Source organism: Sphingomonas sp. P4_D12 (genome assembly GCF_056401895.1).
In genome coordinates this window covers 17,548-32,500 of the sequence record NZ_JBFUIL010000001.1, presented here as the reverse complement: position 1 = coordinate 32,500, position 14,953 = coordinate 17,548, and the positions used below count along the sequence as shown (strand labels likewise).

Here is a 14,953-nt window from a genome sequence, read left to right as displayed (position 1 = left end):
CGCCCAGCATCTGTTCGACCAGGTTCAGGCTGCCGACCAGCCGGTCGTGATCCGAGCCCAGCATGCCCCCGCTTTCTATCGCGTGCTGGGGGAAATCGGCGAAGCGACGATCCAGACGTTCAAGACGATGGTCGGCCTGCTCGGTTTCCTGGGTGCAACGACTTTGGCGTTCGGCGCGATCATCAAGAGCATCTTCGTGCCCCCGCGCCGCTTCCGCTTCAACGCGACGGTGCAGCGGTTCGAGGTGGTTGGCGTCTCGGCGCTCGGCATCATCGGCCTGATGAGTTTCCTGATCGGCATCGTCATTGCGCAGCAAGGCGCGGTACAGCTGCGTCAGTTCGGCGCCGAGGTCTATACGATCAACCTCGTCGGGCGCCTGTCGATGCGCGAGCTCGGCGTGTTGATGACCGCGATCATGGTGGCCGGGCGATCGGGATCGTCGTTCGCCGCACAGATCGGCACGATGAAGCTGACCGAGGAAATCGACGCGATGCGAACGATCGGCGTCTCGCCGATGGAGGCACTGGTCGTACCGCGCGTGATCGCGGCGGTGGTGATGATGCCGTTGCTCGGCTTCTATTCGGCGCTCATCGCAATGATGGGTGGCTGCCTGTTGTGCTGGATCGCGCTCGGCATCCCGCCGGTCACCTATATCCAGCGCATCCGCGAAGTGGTGCCGATCAGCGACGTCTATGTCGGGATGATCAAGGCCCCGGTGTTCGGGGCGATCATCGCCATCGCCGGGTGTTTCCAGGGCATGTTGGTCGAGGCCGATGCCGAGCAGGTCGGCCTGCGCACCACCGCCGCGGTGGTCCAGGGTATCTTCCTGGTGATCGTGCTCGACGCGTTCTTCGCGGTATTCTTCTCGTCGGTCGGATGGATTTGATGGCGGACGACGACATCGTCATCCGCGTCCGCGGCTTGAAGAACAGTTTTGGCGAGCAGGTCGTGCACGAAGGGCTCGACCTCGACGTCCGGCGCGGCGAGATATTGGGCGTGGTCGGGGGATCGGGCACCGGCAAGTCGGTGCTGATGCGGTCGATCATCGGGCTGCAGGTGCCCGATGAAGGCGAGATCACCGTGTTCGGCGAACCGACGATCGACCTCGAGGAATATGAGGCGATGGAGATCCGCAAGCGTTGGGGCGTGCTGTTCCAAGGCGGGGCGCTGTTCTCGACGCTGACCGTCGCCGAGAATGTCCAGGTGCCGATCAAGGAATTCTACCCGGGCCTCGATCCCGCGCTGCTCGACGAGATCGCGTCGTATAAAGTGGTGATGACCGGCCTGCCCGCTGACGCCGGGCCCAAATATCCGGCCGAGCTGTCGGGCGGCATGCGCAAGCGCGCCGGCCTGGCGCGCGCGCTGGCGCTCGATCCCGAATTGCTGTTCCTCGACGAGCCGACCGCGGGGCTCGATCCGATCGGCGCCGCGGCGTTCGACGAGCTGACCTTGTCGTTGCAGCGCACGATGGGGCTGACCGTGTTCCTGATCACGCACGATCTCGACTCGCTTTATGCGATCTGCGACCGTGTCGCGGTGCTCGCCGACAAGAAAGTGATCGCGGTCGGCACGATCGACGAGCTGATCGCGTTGGATCACCCGTGGATCGAGGAATATTTCAAAGGCCCCCGCGGCCGCGCCGCGGTCGCGACGCAGGAAGCGGGCATGGGCAAGGCAGGGGCTGACTGATGGAAACGCGTTCCAATCATGTGCTGGTCGGCGGGGTCGTATTGATCCTGCTCGCCGTGCTCGCCTTGTTCATGGTGTGGATCTCGCGCTTCGGCGCCGAGGGCAAGCGCGAATACGACATCCTGTTCAAGCAATCGGTCGACGGCCTGGCCAAGGGCTCGGCGGTCAATTTCTCGGGCGTGCCGATCGGCCAGGTCAAGGACATCAAGCTCGACGCCAAGTCCCCCGAATTCGTGCGCGTGCGCGTGTCGGTCGACGACAAGACGCCGATCCTGCTCGGCACCACCGCCGCGATCCAGGGCAGCTTCACCGGTCCCTCGACCGTCCAGCTGGACGGCGCGCAGGCCGGCCGTCCGCTGATCGATTGCTCGAACAGCGCGTGCCCGTTGGGCGTGCCGCTGATCCCGGCCAAACCCGGCGGGCTCGGCGCGCTCCTGTCCAACGCGCCGCAATTGCTCGAGCGGCTGACGACGCTGACCGAGCGACTGACCGCTCTGCTCAGTGATCGCAACCAGGCATCGATCGCCGGCATCCTCGACAACACCAACAAGCTCAGCAAGGCGCTGTCGGATCGCGGGCCGGAAATCGCCGCGACGCTGGCCGAGACGCGGATCGCGATCCAGAAGGCGGGCGTGGCGTCGCAGCAGATCGGCGATCTCGCCGCGACGACCAACGGCCTGTTGTCCAACGACGTCAAGCCAGCCGTCGGCAACCTCAACAAGGCGGTGGCGTCGGCGCAGAAGTCGATGGAGACGCTCGACGCCGCGATCGGCGATGCCCGGCCCGGCCTGCAGAGCTTCTCCAAACAGACCATTCCCGAGCTCGGCCAGCTGATCCACGATCTGCGCCAGATGTCGCAGTCGCTGTCCTCGGTGGCCGACAAGATCGATCGCGGCGGCGCCGGATCGATCGTCGGCAGTCCCAAGCTCCCCGATTACAAGGGCAAGTGAGATGACCAAGCGCCTTCTTCCCCTGCTCCTCGCCTTGCCGCTTGCGGGCTGCCTCAGCTTCGGCGGCAAGCCGCCCAAGGTGCTGCTGACGATCAACTCGACGGCGGCCTTACCCGTCGGATCGACGCAGAATTCGGCGAGCGCCAAGACCGTGACCATCCAGGTGCCGGTGGTGCCGCAATCGCTGGCGGTCGCGCGTGTGCCGGTGCAGACCGGCGACCAGCTCGCTTATGTCACCGACGTCGCCTGGGTCGAGGCGCCGCAGCGATTGTTCGCTCGGGTGATGTCAGACACGATCGCCGCCAAGACCGGCCGCGTCGTGCTGACCCCGGCGCAATCGTTCAGCGACCCCGGCGCCCGCCTGTCGGGCGAGCTGCGCAATTTCGGGATCGACGGCAGCACGCACGAGGCAGTGGTGACGTTCGAGGGCTCGCTGATCCGGAGCGATGCGAGCAAGGTCGAGAAGAAGAAGTTCGAGGCGCGTGTGCCGGTCGCCCAGATCGACGCCAATTCGGTCGGCCCGGCGCTCAACCAGGCGGCCAATCAGGTCGCCGGCGAAGTCGCCGATTGCTGGCGGCGGCGGGCCCCTCCCTCTCCCGCACGCGGGAGAGGAGATTCAAGTTCAGCGCGCGGCCATTGCGCCCGGGCTCGCGACGCGGCGCCAGATCTGCGCCTTGCAGAACAGCCCGCCCAGGATGCAGCCCTTGATGTTGAGCGTCTGCGCATCGACCATCGTGATCGTCGAATAGAAAGCCGATTGCATATCGGGGACATAGACCTGCCCGGCCCAATGCGCGCGATCGGTCGCGCGATAGCTGCGCAACAGTTCGGTGCCGATCAGCTGGTTCACGCCCTTCTTGCGCGCATCATCCTGCGCCTTGGGGCTCGCCCACACGATCCAGCCGCAGATCTTGTCGCCGCACGACCCGGTGCGCACCTGGACCGTTCCCTTGGGATTGGCCCACACGCCATCGACCGATGGCGCCACTGGCGGGGTCTGGCCGGCAAGCGCCAGCGCCATGGTAAGCAGCGACAACATAACGATTTCCCGATTTTCCCGCCTGACCCGGGCATTTCAAACTAATCGCGATATGGGGCGGCAATGCGGCGCCACTAGCGTGGACCATGGCAAGAATTCGTATGTATGCCTCAAGCCTTGCGATGCGCCGGTCAGGTCTTGCGACGTACCGGGACGGGCACGTTGCAGATATCCGCTCCGCCCGCGGGCACGGTGAAGAATGGCGGCTCGCGATTTTCGCGGGCGTGGAGATAGCGCGCGAAATCGGGGCTGGCGGGCGAGAGATATTCGAAATGCGGGCGCTCGCCCGCCGGTAAGGCGCTCGCCAGCCGTGCGCTGACGATCGGCGTCGGTTTCTGGCCATCGCCATAGAAGCCGAGCTTGCCGGTGCCGCGCTCGAGCGAGGACAGAGCGTCGATCCCCTCGATCACGCGCCCGACCAAAGCGATGTTGCGATCGAGCGCGCGCGGCGCATGGCCGATCACCGCGTAGAGTTCGGCGCTGCTGCCGACCGAGGGCGCGAGATCGCGGCCGACGCCGACCATGGCATAGCAATGCGTCAGCCAGCTGCGCTTGCCGTCGGACGCCGCCGGCCAGCCATCGGCGGTGAACCCGGCGAGCGAGGCGAAGCTGTCGGGCCGCGTCATGCGCACCACCGGCAAGCCCCCTGCCCGCGTATATTCGCTGGGCCCGCCATCGGCGACGCCATCGGGCAGCTTCTTCTTCTCGGTGACGTCGCCCCATTGCGCGACGTAATTGTCCTGGATGCGATAGACGCTGGTGTCGTCCCACCAGCGGCGATTGGCGAGGATCCGCATCCGCGCGACGTGCTGGGGCGCGAAAGCGGGCGCGAGCTGGATGATCACCTTGCGCCCGTTGGCCAGCGTGAAGATCAGAATGTCGTCATCCGCGATCGTTCGCCACGACGCGGCCGGCGCCTTGTTGGCGATCTCGGTCGGCGAGAGCGGCGGCGTGGCCGCGGGTTTTTTCGGGGTGTCGGCGGCGGGTTGGCCGGCGAGCGCGAGAGCGAGCGAGAGCAGGATCGGCATGACCGGAAGCTGCCACACCCCCGCCCGATCCGGCAAGCGCTTGCGTGGACGCGCGGGTATCTCTAGGGGCGACGCTTCCCGGCAATGCGGAGCGGTGGCCGAGTGGTCGAAGGCGCTCGCCTGGAAAGTGAGTATACGTCAAAAGCGTATCGAGGGTTCGAATCCCTCCCGCTCCGCCAGCCGGTCTGCTCTACCACGGAACGCCGCCATGCCCGAGCCGTGAGTGGGGCCCGCTCAAGGCATGAGCAGCAACTTGCCCGTTGTCGCACGGCTTTCCATCGCTTCATGCGCCTTCGCCGCATCCGACAGGCCGAACTCGGTCGCGGCGGCCACCCGCAACTTGCCTTGGCGAACCCAGTCGAACAGGCGGCTCGTGCGGGCACGCAACAATTCGGGCGTGGGAATGTGATCGAAGAACACCGCATAACCGAGCTTGATGCTGCGCGGCAGGCTCATGAGATCGATCCGGCCGGGGCCGCCGAGCACCGGGCCGAACCAGCACAGGGTCCCCGAGCGTCGCAAGGAAGCCAACGAGCCGTCAAAAGTCGTGGGGCCCGAACCGTCATAGACGACGTGCACGCCTTCGCCGCCGGTCAGCCGGTGCACCTCGGCAGCGAAATCGCCCTCGGCATCGACCACCACGTGATCTGCCCCCGCGGCCTTTGCCGCCTCGACCTTGGCATTACTCGAAACTCGGCCAATCACCGTGCCGCCGCGCAGCTTGATGATCTGGGTGAGTAATTGTCCCAATCCGCCCGCGGCCGCATGCACCAACGCGACATCGCCCGGCTGGACGGGGTAAAAATCGGTCGCGAAATGGCTGGCGGTCAAACCCTGCATCATCAGCGACGCAGCGGTGCGGTCGTCGATATCCTCGGGCACCGGCACGACCGAGCTGGCTGAAATGGCGATCCGCTCGGCATAACTGCCCGGCGCATAGACCCAGGCCACGCGCTGTCCGATCGAGAGGTCCGTCACTCCCTCGCCTAGTGCAATTATACGCCCCGCGCCCTCGACGCCCAGCGCGCGCGGCAGCGGCGTCTCGTGCCACGCCATTCCCTGGCGCACGCCCACGTCCATGAAATTGACCCCGCTGGCCGCGACCTCGACCAGCACCTCGCCAGGCCCCGCTACGGGGTTGGGCAGATCCACCATCTCCAGTATCTCGGTCCCGCCGATCGCGGTCATCACTATGGTCTTCATATCAGACTCCTTGTTGAATGATCGTTCCAAAATTGGGCAAAAAAATCAGCGCAAGGCGCGCATCGCGAGATCGACCAAAGCGGGGAGATGTCCATCGGCGCCCGACCGTGCGGCGAGACGGATGCTGGCAATCGTCGTCACCAGGAAGGCCGCGAGATGATCGAGATCGAGGTCAGCCGCAATGTCTCCCTGGTCCCTGGCCTTCACGAGCGCGTTCTTTACCGAGCGGGCCAGGATGTCGCCCGAAGCCTCACGACTCTTCACCAGATCCGGTCGGGTGCACCCGAACTCGACGATGGAGCCGAGACCGAGGCACCCTCTCCCCGCGTCCGCCACCACGCGATCAAGCATTGCGCGGATTGCGTCGACGCCCCTTTCGCTGCTCGCCAGCACCTCGCCGTGCGCGCGCACTTCCTGCTGCGAATAGTGACGGACCGCCGCCAGATAGACGCCCCATTTATCGCCAAACGTGTCGTACAGGCTTTGCCGACCGATCCCCATCGCATCGACCAGCATCTGCGCGGACGCGCCCTCGAAACCATGCTCGCGGAACACCTCCACCGCAGCCTCCACGGCGGTATCCACGTCGAATTCCTTGGGGCGTGCCATGCCCATGAATTAATGTACTGGAACGATCGTTCAAGATGTGCTTGGGGAAATTCCAATGATTTTTCCGGCGCCCCGCATCCCGATGATCACCCCGAGCTGGTATCGCGATCTCGACCCGAATGGCCGGCGCGCGTTTCGCAGCACCTATGCCGGGTTCAGCATGGATGCGATGAACATCCAGCTCTATGCGTTCATTCTGCCGGTGCTGCTGACGCTCTGGCACCTCTCCCCTTCGGCCGGGGGATTGCTCGCGAGCGTCACGCTTGTCTCTTCCGCCGCCGGCGGCTGGCTGGCGGGCCTGCTCTCCGATCGGCTTGGTCGAGTGCGGTTGCTGCGGATCACCATTCTTTGCATGGCCGCCTCCACCATATTGTGCGGAATGGCACAGAATTACGAGCAGTTGCTCGTCGCCCGAATGCTTCAGGGTCTCGGTTTTGGTGCCGAATGGGCGGTCGGCGTGGTGTTCATGGGTGAGATCGCCGCAGCGGCGACGCGCGGTCGATTGGTTGGAACCGCGCAGAGCGCCTGGGCAATCGGCTGGGGCCTCGCGACCGCGACATCCGCGATCGCTATCGCCCTGCTCCCGCCGGAATTGGGCTGGCGCGCGACCTTTTTCGTGAGCTTGCCGCCCGCCGTCGCGATCTTTCTCGCCCGCATGCAACTCCGTGAATCCGCCACCTTTCTCGCCAGCGCCGGCGCCGATCGCTGGCATCGGATCTTCTCGCTCGAATTGGGCGGCAACACTGCCCGGGGTTCTCTGCTCGCGATCGGGACGCATGGCGGCTATTGGGCGCTGGCGACTTGGTGGCCGACAATGCTCAAGCTCGAACGCGGCATGACGACGGCCGAGACAGCCATCCACATGGCGATGCTCGTCGGCGGATCGCTCGCCGGCTATATGCTCGGCGCCACGCTCAGCGACCGGATCGGACGCCGAGCGACACTCGCGATCTTCGCGCTGGGCGGGATCGGGACGGTGCTGATCGCGACCGAACTGCCGGTGTCCGACGCCGCGCTGCTCGCGCTCGGCGTCCCGCTGGGGCTGTTCGCGATGGGCCTCTACAGCGCGATCGGGCCGGCGTTGAATGAGCTCTACCCGACGCGCTTGCGTGGATCGGGACTCGGCTTCTGCTACAATGTCGGACGCGGCGTGGCCGGCCTTACCCCTCTCGCGGTGGGCGGTAGCATCGCCGCTCATGGCATCGCGCATTCGATCGGCATCTACGTATCCATCGCCTATGCACTGGTGCTGGTCGCGGCTGCACTGTTGCGCGAAACCAGAGGCATGGATTTCACGCCGGCCGTAGAGGGCGGCTAGCCTCCGTTTCAAACTAGAAACCCAGGTCCGTCAGGCCCGGATGCTCGGCCGGGCGCGGTCCCGCCGGCCAACGCAGAGCACGCTCATGCTCCTGGATAGGATGCTCGTTGGCGGCAGTGAGCCGTCGCACGACCAGCCCGGCTCCGTCGAACGCGGTTTCCTCGCTGCCATAGACACGGAACCACGTGCCGCTGTCATTGTGGAATTCGGCGGCATGGCGCGTGCTGAGCCGGCGATCTCCCTCCGCCCAGATCTCGACGATCAGCCGGAGGTCGATCTCGCGACGCAGCTGGCGCTCGATAAAGGTGCGGATCTGCTCGCGACCCCAAAGGAAGTTCACGCGATTGCGCCACTGACAATCGATCGTGCTGGCGAGCAGGATCGCTTGCAGGTCACGCATGTTCCAGGCGTTTTCCGCGGCACGGACATGCTGCTCCATCGCCGGGCTGAAATTGGGCATCGGCCTTTCGATCCTCTCCGGAGTATCTGCGCGTGCTAGCCTGCTGGCTACTGGCTCCGCCAGTTAGGCGCTGTTAGTTTCCGAAGAGGCATCCCTGACAGCACATCATAGCGGTTAACGAGCGGCCATCGGTGCACCAGGCTATCTCGAGTGCCATTACCCCAACCACGAAAGGACTGAGTCGTGTCGAAGCCCCTGCCCGAAATCTCTACGTTCGATCGCCGCGGCTTCGTCCAGAGCGCGGCTGCGATCGTCGCGACGCTGACCGGCGCCGCGGGCGCCGCACAAGCGGCAACGGCGCCGCGCCGCGCTCCTTCGGCGCCCTCAGCTTTCGGCCCGCTCAAGCAGATCGATGCGGGCGTGCTCAACATCGGCTATGTCGAGATGGGCCCGACCAAAGGCCCGGCGGTCCTGCTCTTCCACGGCTGGCCTTATGACATCAACGCATTCGCCGACGTCGCGCCTTTGCTTGCCGCGCGCGGCTATCGCGTGATCGTGCCACATCTCCGTGGCTATGGCACCACCCTGTTCCGTTCGGCGGGGACGCCGCGCAACGCGCAACAGGCCGCGCTGGCCGCCGACGGGCTCGCGCTGATGGACGCACTCGGCATCGAGACTGCGATCGTCGCGGGATTCGACTGGGGTGCCCGCACGGCGGACATCATGGCGGTGCTCTGGCCGGAGCGGTGCAAGGCGCTGGTCTCGGTCAGCGGTTATCTGATCGGCAGCCAGGCGGGCAACGCCAAGCCGCTGCCCCCACAGGCCGAACTGCAATGGTGGTACCAATTCTATTTCGCGACCGAGCGCGGCCGAGAGGGCTATGCCGCGAACACCAAGGCGTTCAATCGGCTGATCTGGCAGCTCGCCTCGCCTCAGTGGAAGTTCGACGCCGGGACCTATGACCGCTCGGCCGCGTCGTTCGTGAATGCCGACCATGTCGCGATCGTGATTCACAATTATCGCTGGCGCCTCGGTCTCGCCCAGGGCGAACCGCAATATGACGCGACAGAGGCCAGGCTGGCCGCCGCGCCGCCGGTGACCATCCCGTCGATCACCATGGAGGGCGACGCCAATGGCGCGCCGCATCCCGACCCATCGCAATATCGCGCCAAGTTCACCGGCCTATACGAGCATCGGTTGATCGCTGGCGGCATCGGCCACAATTTGCCGCAAGAAGCGCCAGCCGCTTTCGCCAAGGCCGTGCTCGACGTGGCGAAGCTCGCCAGCTGACCATCCCGTCGGGGCGTCCAGCTCCGACGCCTTCGAGGAGCACGCCATGAAGCATCTTTCCACCTGCGGCCTCGTGGTGGCGACCCTGGTGTTCGGGGTCTCCGCTATAGCTGCCGCCCAGCGCGTCGAGGATCGGGGTTCGCCAATCTATGGCGTGAAATTGCCCAAGGGCTATCGCGACTGGAAGCTGATCAGCGTCGCGCACGAAGCTGGCAAGAACAACGACATCCGTGCCATCCTGGGCAACGACATCGCAGTGAACGCCTTTCGCACAGGCAAGCGGCCTTTCCCGGACGGCGCGATCATCGTGCGGCTCGCCTGGCGATACGATTCGTCGCCGCGCAACGATAGCGTCTTCCCCGCTCCCCAATCCTTTGTCGCGGGTCCGCCGACCAATGTTCAGGTGAGCGTCAAGGATTCCAAACGCTACGCCGCGAGCGGCGGCTGGGGCTATGGGCAATTCGAGAATGGCGCCGCGAACCAGGACGCGACGCTCACACGATCGTGCTTCGCCTGCCATGTGAAGCTCGATGCGATCGACAAGAACGCCGACCTCGTCTTCACCGGCTATTCGCACTAGGTCCCGACCAGCAAAGTGCCCTGGACAGGTTAGCGGCGTGGGTGTTTTTCCTCGTCCGCAACAAGGAGAAGTACCCACGGCCGGCCCGCTGCGGGGCAAAGCCGACCGTGGGCATGGGCGCCGGCGCAGGGGGGCTGGGATCGCCGGCGCCTCAACTCACTGGGCAGTCGCCGCCTTCTCGATCAGGCTGGCCACGGCCGGCGCGTTCGACACCATCACGACGTGCGAAGCGCCCTTCACCACCACCGTCCCGCGCGATTGTGCGCGATCGGCCATGAACTTGAGCGCGGCCGGCGGGATGTTCTTGTCCTTGTCGCCATAGATGAACCAGGACGGGATGTGCTTCCATGCGGGTGCGGTCGAAGCCTCGCCCAGCGCCGCTTCGGCGACCGGACGCTGACCGGCAGCCATCAAGAGCGCGCCGGCCGCCGGCACGTCAGCGGCGAACTGGTCGTGAAAACGCGCCTGGAGGATGTAGAGGTCGTTGCTGCCGCTGGTGAGCTTGACCGGCGGGGCCAGCGCCGGCGCGAGCGTGCTGCCCGGGAACTTGCCGGTCAGGCCAAGCGCCGTCTCGCCCGCTTCCGGTGCAAATGCCGCGACATAGACCAGCGCCCTGACGTTCGGCGCGCCTTCGGCCGCTTCGCTGATCACCGAGCCGCCATAGCTATGGCCGACGAGCACGACCGGGCCCTGGATGCTCTTGACCAGGTCGCTCACGACATCGGCATCGGCGCGCACGCCGCGCAGCGGATTGGGAGCGGCGACCACCGTGTAGCCGTCGCGCTCGAGCACGGCGATGACACCGTTCCAGCTCGACGAATCCGCGAACGCCCCGTGGACGAGCACTATGGTGGGCTTGGCCGTTTGGGCCAGCGCCGCCGGCGCCATCACGGCAGTGGCGAGCGCAAGCCCGGCGGCAATCCATTTCTTCATGTCATTCTCCTTTTGATTGGCGGTCAGACCAGCGTGACGACGGCATCGATATTGCCCTTGATCGCCTTGGAATAGGGACAAGTCCGGTGCGCCGCCTCGATCAGTTGGCGAGCGATCGCGGGATCGATCCCGGGAACGCTCACGTTCAGTCGGGCAGCCAGCGAATAGCCGTCCTCGCCCTGCCGCAGATCGACTTCGGCGTCGATCGCGAGGTCAGCGGGCAAGGCCATGCCCTTGAGCTTGGCGGCGATCGCCATCGCGCCCTCGAAACAGGCCGACCAGCCGGCGGCGAACAATTGCTCGGGATTGGTGCCGGCGCCGGGGCCGCCGGGGGTGGCGAGCTTGACGTCGAGGCGATCGTCCGAACTGCGGGCGGCGCCTTCGCGACCGCCGGTGACATGGACGCGGGCAGTATACAGGGTCTTGGTATCGGACATGAGACGTCTCCTTGGAGCGGGAAGTGAATCAGCGCAGCAGGCGGAAGGCGGCGCGCACTTGCTCGGTGAACAACTGGGGCTGCTCCCAGGCGGCGAAATGGCCGCCATTGGTCGCTTCGCTGAAATAGAAGAGATTCTTGTAACAGCGCTCGGCCCAAGTCCTGGGCGCGCGGAAGATCTCACCCGGGAACACGCTCACCGCGACCGGCAGATCGATGATGCCGCGCGCGTTGAAATTGTTGGTGTGATCTTCCCAGTAGATCCGGGCGGCGGACGCCCCCGTCCCGGTCAGCCAATAGAGCGAGATGTCGTCGAGGATCGCGTCCCGGCCAAGCACGCGTTCGGGCTGGCCGTTGCTATAGGTCCATTGCGCGATCTTCTCGTACATCCAGGCCGCCATGCCGACCGGCGAGTCGACGAGCGAATAGCCGATCGTTTGGGGGCGCGTGTTCATCATCGCGGCATAGGCCGAATTGTCGCGGTAAAAGGCTGCCAGCTGATCGAACGCGCCGCGCTCCCTGGCCGACAGGCCCGCCGGCGCGGGATCGCCGGCAGCAAGGGTCCTGGCGATGTCCGCCGGAACCACCGCCGGCATGTTGAGATGAATGCCGATCAGGCCAGGCACGTGCTGGAGCGCCATGCGCTGCGAGATGACCGAACCGCAATCGCCGCCCTGGCTGACATAGCGGTCATAGCCCAGTCGCTGCATGAGCATGCTCCAGGCGCGGCCGATATGATCCGAGCCCCAGCCGATCTGCGTCGGCTTGGCGGAGAAGCCGAAGCCCGGGATCGACGGTATCACCAGGTGGAACGCGTCTTCGGCCTTGCCGCCATAGGCCGTCGGATCGGTGAGCGGCGCGATGACCCCGAGGAACTCGAGGACCGAGCCCGGCCAGCCATGGGTCAGGATCATCGGCAGCGCATGTTCGTGGCGCGAGCGGACATGAATGAAATGCACGTCGAGACCATCGATCTCGGTCATGAACATCGGCAGCGCGTTGAGCCTGGCCTCGATCTTGCGCCAGTCATAGCCGCGTGCCCAATAGCGCATCAGCGGTTCGAGCGTCTGGCGCCGCACGCCCTGGCTATCATCGCCCGCGGGCTGCGGGTCGGCCCAGCGGGTCTCGGCAATGCGACGCTGCATCGCCAGGATTTCAGCCGCGGGAATGGCGACCTTGAAGGAGCGGATGGCGCTGCCTCCGGCCTGCGCGCGCGCCATGGCAGGCATGGCGCCGAGCGCCCCCGCCACACTCGCGCCGACGACGAACTGGCGGCGCGAGGGTTGGTCTGCGAACATTGGCTTCTCCTCGTGATCTGGTCGCGGCCAAATCTAGCGACGAAGGGGCGCGGCGCCCGTTAAGTGGAGCGATGCGGCGTTAGCCTTCACGCATCCGTTACGGCTTTCAGGAACTAACGCGCGGCCGCTCACAGCTAACAAGCGGTGCCGCGGCGCTGGCCTATATCGGCGCTGACCAGCAAGATGAGGCAGGTACCATGACCCTGAGACGTTCCCTCGGTTTCGCCGTCGCCGGCATCGCTGCGGCCGGCGCCACCACCGTCATCTGCTTCGGTGATGCACTCGGTCTCGTCCGTTCCCCGGCCAAGGCCGACGACTCCATCGTGTCCGCGCGCTTCGACACCCCCGCACACCCGATCGAGGTGCTGCAGGGCGCCAGGCCCTGGCTCACGCCCGTGCCGGACGGACCCAAGGCGCTCCGCGGCAAGGTCGTGGTGGTCAATTTCTGGACCTATTCGTGCATCAACTCGCTGCGCGCCCTTCCCTATCTTCGCACCTGGAGCGAACGATATGGGAGCAAGGGGCTCGACGTGATCGGCGTCCACGCGCCGGAGTTCGGCTTCGAGAAGAATCCGGCGAACGTCCGCCTCGCCACCAGCCAGCTCAGGGTCGCTTACCCCAACCTGCAGGACAATGATTATACGGCGTGGCGCGCCTTCGCCAACCAGGGCTGGCCGGGCATTTACTTCATCGACGCGAAGGGCAAGGTGCGCGGCTATCGCCTGGGCGAGGGCCGATATGACGAGGGCGAGCGGCTGATCCGCACGCTGCTCGCCGAGGCGGGGCATGACGTCTCCGGCGTCCCCATCGCTCCGATCGAAGGTACGGGAGTCGAGGCGCAAGCGGATTGGGCCGACCTCGGCTCGCCCGAAGCCTATATCGGCTATGACAAGGCCGCCGACTTCGCGTCGCCAGGCGGCTTCCGCAGCGACGCGCCGGGCAGCTACGCTTCCGCCGCGCGGCTATCGCTCAACCAATGGGACCTCGCGGGCAGCTGGAAGGTCGGCGGCGAATATGCGCTGCTCGACAGCGGCCCCGGCACCATCCGCTTTCGCTTCCATGCGCGAGACGTGCATCTCGTGCTCGGCGGCACGGCCGACGGCAAGCCGGTGCGCTTCCGCGTGACGATCGACGGCCGCGCCCCCGGTGCCGGCCACGGCGTCGATGTCGACGCGGCCGGCTGGGGCGAGGTCAGGGAGGACCGGCTCTATCAGCTGGTCCGCCAATCCGGCGCCATCGTCGATCGCACCGTCGCGGTCGAGTTCAGCCGCCCCGGCGTCCGCGCTTATGTTTTCACCTTTGGCTGATGGGAGCGGAACGATGACACGGACCTGGCTGGTGACCGGCAGTTCGCGCGGCTTCGGTCGCGCACTGTGCGAAACGATCCTCGATTCCGGCGACAATCTGCTGGCGACGGCGCGCGATCCGGTCCAGCTCGCCGGGCTGGGCGACGGACGCCCGGGCAAGCTTGCCACCGCCCGGCTCGACGTGACCTGCGAGGAAGACGCCGCCGCCGCTGTCGCCACCGCGATCGCCGAGTTCGGCACACTCGACGTACTGGTCAACAATGCCGGTTATGGCGATATCGGCTCGGTCGAGGATACGCCGCTCGATTCCTATCGCCGCCAGATCGAGACCAACCTGTTCGGCACGATCATCATGACCAAGGCGGTTATCCCGCACATGCGCGAGCGGCGCGCCGGCCATATCATCCAATTCTCCTCTGTCGGCGGTCGTCTCGGCGCACCCGGCCGCGCACCCTATTCGACGGCGAAATGGGGAGTGGAGGGCTTCTCCGAAGTGCTTGCGCAGGAAATGAAGCTGATCGGCGTGCGGGTGACGATCATCGAGCCTGGCGGCTTCCGCACGGACTTCGCCGGGGCCTCGACGACGCTCGACCCCGGCCGCCCGGAATATGACGCAGTGGTCGGCAATGCCGCGCGCATGCAGGCCGCCTATGATGGCAAACAGCCCGGGGATCCCCGCCGGGGCGCGCGGGCGATCCTCGAAATCGTCTCCGTGGACGCCCCGCCGCTCCGCCTGCCGCTCGGCAGCGATGCCATCGCCGCGATCGAGCGCAGTGACCGGACACGCCTCGACGAACTGGAACGCTGGCGGCCGCTCAGCATCTCCACCGATTTCCCGAAAGATCCGGGAGAATAGTATCTAGCCAAGGTTGA

At 65.9% G+C, this 14,953-nt stretch carries 16 protein-coding genes, 1 tRNA gene and 1 pseudogene (1 of these 18 cut by a window edge); 10 read left to right on the top strand and 8 right to left on the bottom strand.

Going from position 1 to position 14,953, the window contains the following annotated elements:
• The 4 genes and pseudogenes from AC1DSD_RS00170 to AC1DSD_RS00155 form a co-directional block, all read left to right on the top strand.
• Positions 1 to 886: the 3' portion of an ABC transporter permease gene (locus tag AC1DSD_RS00170; protein WP_478027603.1), read on the top strand. 230 nt of this gene lie to the left of the window's left edge; 886 of the gene's 1,116 nt are visible here — the last part of the coding sequence; its start codon lies off the left edge, out of view; its stop codon occupies positions 884 to 886.
• Positions 886 to 1,689, top strand: a complete 804-nt coding sequence (locus tag AC1DSD_RS00165) for an ABC transporter ATP-binding protein (RefSeq protein ID WP_478027602.1) — start codon at positions 886 to 888, stop codon at positions 1,687 to 1,689. Before AC1DSD_RS00170 ends, AC1DSD_RS00165 begins: the two co-directional genes overlap by 1 nt.
• Positions 1,689 to 2,639 (top strand): MlaD family protein, encoded by a 951-nt coding sequence (locus AC1DSD_RS00160; protein WP_478027601.1) that lies wholly within the window; start codon positions 1,689 to 1,691, stop codon positions 2,637 to 2,639. Before AC1DSD_RS00165 ends, AC1DSD_RS00160 begins: the two co-directional genes overlap by 1 nt.
• Position 2,640: 1 nt before the next feature.
• Positions 2,641 to 3,144, top strand: a pseudogene (locus AC1DSD_RS00155) (ABC-type transport auxiliary lipoprotein family protein); the annotation flags it as partial.
• Between the two features lie 117 nt (positions 3,145 to 3,261).
• Here AC1DSD_RS00155 and AC1DSD_RS00150 read toward each other — a convergent pair.
• Both AC1DSD_RS00150 and AC1DSD_RS00145 read right to left on the bottom strand, forming a co-directional pair.
• On the bottom strand, positions 3,262 to 3,678 hold the full coding sequence (locus AC1DSD_RS00150) for a DUF2147 domain-containing protein (protein WP_478027600.1): 417 nt from the start codon (positions 3,676 to 3,678) through the stop codon (positions 3,262 to 3,264).
• Positions 3,679 to 3,809: 131 nt separating this feature from the next.
• On the bottom strand, positions 3,810 to 4,706 hold the full coding sequence (locus AC1DSD_RS00145) for a peptidylprolyl isomerase (RefSeq protein ID WP_478027599.1): 897 nt from the start codon (positions 4,704 to 4,706) through the stop codon (positions 3,810 to 3,812).
• An 88-nt stretch (positions 4,707 to 4,794) separates the two neighbouring features.
• Here AC1DSD_RS00145 and AC1DSD_RS00140 point away from each other — a divergent pair.
• Positions 4,795 to 4,885, top strand: a tRNA-Ser gene (locus AC1DSD_RS00140).
• A 55-nt stretch (positions 4,886 to 4,940) separates the two neighbouring features.
• On the opposite strand, the gene AC1DSD_RS00135 is transcribed toward AC1DSD_RS00140, so the two are convergent.
• Both AC1DSD_RS00135 and AC1DSD_RS00130 read right to left on the bottom strand, forming a co-directional pair.
• Entirely contained in the window at positions 4,941 to 5,909 is a 969-nt protein-coding gene (locus AC1DSD_RS00135; protein WP_478027598.1) for a quinone oxidoreductase family protein, read from the bottom strand.
• Positions 5,910 to 5,954: 45 nt separating this feature from the next.
• The gene (locus tag AC1DSD_RS00130) at positions 5,955 to 6,494 is read right to left on the bottom strand and encodes a TetR/AcrR family transcriptional regulator (protein WP_478027597.1); all 540 of its coding nucleotides are present in this window, start codon (positions 6,492 to 6,494) and stop codon (positions 5,955 to 5,957) included.
• Between the two features lie 79 nt (positions 6,495 to 6,573).
• Here AC1DSD_RS00130 and AC1DSD_RS00125 point away from each other — a divergent pair, with 79 nt between their 5' ends.
• Entirely contained in the window at positions 6,574 to 7,836 is a 1,263-nt protein-coding gene (locus AC1DSD_RS00125) for an MFS transporter (protein ID WP_478027596.1), read from the top strand.
• A gap of 13 nt (positions 7,837 to 7,849) precedes the next feature.
• Here AC1DSD_RS00125 and AC1DSD_RS00120 read toward each other — a convergent pair whose 3' ends face one another.
• On the bottom strand, positions 7,850 to 8,296 hold the full coding sequence (locus AC1DSD_RS00120) for a DUF1348 family protein (RefSeq protein WP_478027595.1): 447 nt from the start codon (positions 8,294 to 8,296) through the stop codon (positions 7,850 to 7,852).
• Between the two features lie 183 nt (positions 8,297 to 8,479).
• Here AC1DSD_RS00120 and AC1DSD_RS00115 point away from each other — a divergent pair, with 183 nt between their 5' ends.
• Both AC1DSD_RS00115 and AC1DSD_RS00110 read left to right on the top strand, forming a co-directional pair.
• A complete protein-coding gene (locus AC1DSD_RS00115) occupies positions 8,480 to 9,526 on the top strand; it encodes an alpha/beta fold hydrolase (RefSeq protein ID WP_478027594.1) in 1,047 nt (348 codons plus the stop codon).
• A gap of 46 nt (positions 9,527 to 9,572) precedes the next feature.
• A complete protein-coding gene (locus tag AC1DSD_RS00110) occupies positions 9,573 to 10,106 on the top strand; it encodes a cytochrome P460 family protein (RefSeq protein WP_478027593.1) in 534 nt (177 codons plus the stop codon).
• 156 nt (positions 10,107 to 10,262) lie between these two features.
• On the opposite strand, the gene AC1DSD_RS00105 is transcribed toward AC1DSD_RS00110, so the two are convergent.
• Genes AC1DSD_RS00105 through AC1DSD_RS00095 form a run of 3 tightly spaced genes read right to left on the bottom strand, consistent with a single transcriptional unit; the run spans position 10,263 to position 12,773 of the window.
• Positions 10,263 to 11,039 (bottom strand): alpha/beta fold hydrolase, encoded by a 777-nt coding sequence (locus AC1DSD_RS00105; RefSeq protein WP_478027592.1) that lies wholly within the window; start codon positions 11,037 to 11,039, stop codon positions 10,263 to 10,265.
• A 23-nt stretch (positions 11,040 to 11,062) separates the two neighbouring features.
• Positions 11,063 to 11,476 carry an organic hydroperoxide resistance protein gene (locus tag AC1DSD_RS00100; protein ID WP_478027591.1) on the bottom strand — a complete coding sequence of 138 codons (414 nt, stop codon included), beginning with the start codon at positions 11,474 to 11,476 and terminating at the stop codon, positions 11,063 to 11,065.
• A 28-nt stretch (positions 11,477 to 11,504) separates the two neighbouring features.
• Positions 11,505 to 12,773, bottom strand: a complete 1,269-nt coding sequence (locus AC1DSD_RS00095; protein ID WP_478027590.1) for an epoxide hydrolase family protein — start codon at positions 12,771 to 12,773, stop codon at positions 11,505 to 11,507.
• A 197-nt stretch (positions 12,774 to 12,970) separates the two neighbouring features.
• On the opposite strand from AC1DSD_RS00095, the gene AC1DSD_RS00090 reads away from it, so the two are divergent.
• Complete coding sequence (locus AC1DSD_RS00090; RefSeq protein ID WP_478027589.1) at positions 12,971 to 14,080, top strand: redoxin domain-containing protein; 1,110 nt, start codon at positions 12,971 to 12,973, stop codon at positions 14,078 to 14,080.
• 13 nt (positions 14,081 to 14,093) lie between these two features.
• Positions 14,094 to 14,936, top strand: a complete 843-nt coding sequence (locus AC1DSD_RS00085; RefSeq protein WP_478027588.1) for an SDR family NAD(P)-dependent oxidoreductase — start codon at positions 14,094 to 14,096, stop codon at positions 14,934 to 14,936.
• Positions 14,937 to 14,953 lie beyond the last annotated feature (17 nt).

Excerpts from the sequence above, each read along its gene's own strand:
- AC1DSD_RS00145 (WP_478027599.1), bottom strand. The coding sequence starts at position 4,706 with ATGCCGATCCTGCTCTCGCTCGCTCTCGCGCTCGCCGGCCAACCCGCC.
- AC1DSD_RS00160 (WP_478027601.1), top strand. The coding sequence starts at position 1,689 with ATGGAAACGCGTTCCAATCATGTGCTGGTCGGCGGGGTCGTATTGATC.
- AC1DSD_RS00120 (WP_478027595.1), bottom strand. The coding sequence starts at position 8,296 with ATGCCCAATTTCAGCCCGGCGATGGAGCAGCATGTCCGTGCCGCGGAA.
- AC1DSD_RS00100 (WP_478027591.1), bottom strand. The coding sequence starts at position 11,476 with ATGTCCGATACCAAGACCCTGTATACTGCCCGCGTCCATGTCACCGGC.
- AC1DSD_RS00110 (WP_478027593.1), top strand. The coding sequence starts at position 9,573 with ATGAAGCATCTTTCCACCTGCGGCCTCGTGGTGGCGACCCTGGTGTTC.
- AC1DSD_RS00090 (WP_478027589.1), top strand. The coding sequence starts at position 12,971 with ATGACCCTGAGACGTTCCCTCGGTTTCGCCGTCGCCGGCATCGCTGCG.
- AC1DSD_RS00165 (WP_478027602.1), top strand. The coding sequence starts at position 886 with ATGGCGGACGACGACATCGTCATCCGCGTCCGCGGCTTGAAGAACAGT.
- AC1DSD_RS00150 (WP_478027600.1), bottom strand. The coding sequence starts at position 3,678 with ATGTTGTCGCTGCTTACCATGGCGCTGGCGCTTGCCGGCCAGACCCCG.
- AC1DSD_RS00125 (WP_478027596.1), top strand. The coding sequence starts at position 6,574 with ATGATTTTTCCGGCGCCCCGCATCCCGATGATCACCCCGAGCTGGTAT.
- AC1DSD_RS00095 (WP_478027590.1), bottom strand. The coding sequence starts at position 12,773 with ATGTTCGCAGACCAACCCTCGCGCCGCCAGTTCGTCGTCGGCGCGAGT.
- AC1DSD_RS00085 (WP_478027588.1), top strand. The coding sequence starts at position 14,094 with ATGACACGGACCTGGCTGGTGACCGGCAGTTCGCGCGGCTTCGGTCGC.
- AC1DSD_RS00135 (WP_478027598.1), bottom strand. The coding sequence starts at position 5,909 with ATGAAGACCATAGTGATGACCGCGATCGGCGGGACCGAGATACTGGAG.
- AC1DSD_RS00105 (WP_478027592.1), bottom strand. The coding sequence starts at position 11,039 with ATGAAGAAATGGATTGCCGCCGGGCTTGCGCTCGCCACTGCCGTGATG.